Raw genomic sequence first — 401 nt, 5'->3', positions numbered from 1 at the left:
AACTTTACATGTTTCAGTTCGATGAACCTCTATTTTATCCAGTTTAGATTTAGGCTCTTTATCCTATGGGAGCTTTCTATTTCTTCTCTCTTTTTCAGAAGAAATGTCTTCATTCTTTTTAGAGCCACGAATCTTAGGTTTGGCTTTTTCACCTTTTAGTAAGTTGATTTCATCTCGAAGCTTCTGGTTCTCTGCCTTGAGAAACTCAATCTCTTCGTTCTGTTGTTCAATTATAGAAAACAAAATACGAAAAGCTTTGGCATATCTTTCATCTTTAATTTCATCAGGATTGATGTCCAGTGAAGAAAGCAATTGTTTTAAAGCTTCAAGTTCCATTTTTCTACTCCAAAATATGATAAGGGAAAATGGAAAAACTATTATATTTTTTATGCGGTTGAAAA

The 401-nt window shown here is 32.4% G+C and carries 1 protein-coding gene; it reads right to left on the bottom strand.

Annotation, left to right across the window (positions count from 1 at the left end; translation table 11 throughout):
- Nucleotides 1–63: 63 nt before the first annotated feature.
- A complete protein-coding gene (locus ASJ81_RS15605; protein WP_095644098.1) occupies nucleotides 64–336 on the bottom strand; it encodes a hypothetical protein in 273 nt (90 codons plus the stop codon).
- Between the last annotated feature and the right edge of the window lie 65 nt (nucleotides 337–401).

Source organism: Methanosarcina spelaei (assembly GCF_002287235.1).
Taxonomy (GTDB): domain Archaea; phylum Halobacteriota; class Methanosarcinia; order Methanosarcinales; family Methanosarcinaceae; genus Methanosarcina; species Methanosarcina spelaei.
The sequence above is the reverse complement of the archived record's forward strand: the minus strand, read 5'-3'. Positions and strand labels throughout refer to the sequence as shown.

Bases quoted from the DNA above. Each gene is read 5' to 3' on its own strand.
- ASJ81_RS15605 (WP_095644098.1), bottom strand. From the start codon at position 336: ATGGAACTTGAAGCTTTAAAACAATTGCTTTCTTCACTGGACATCAAT.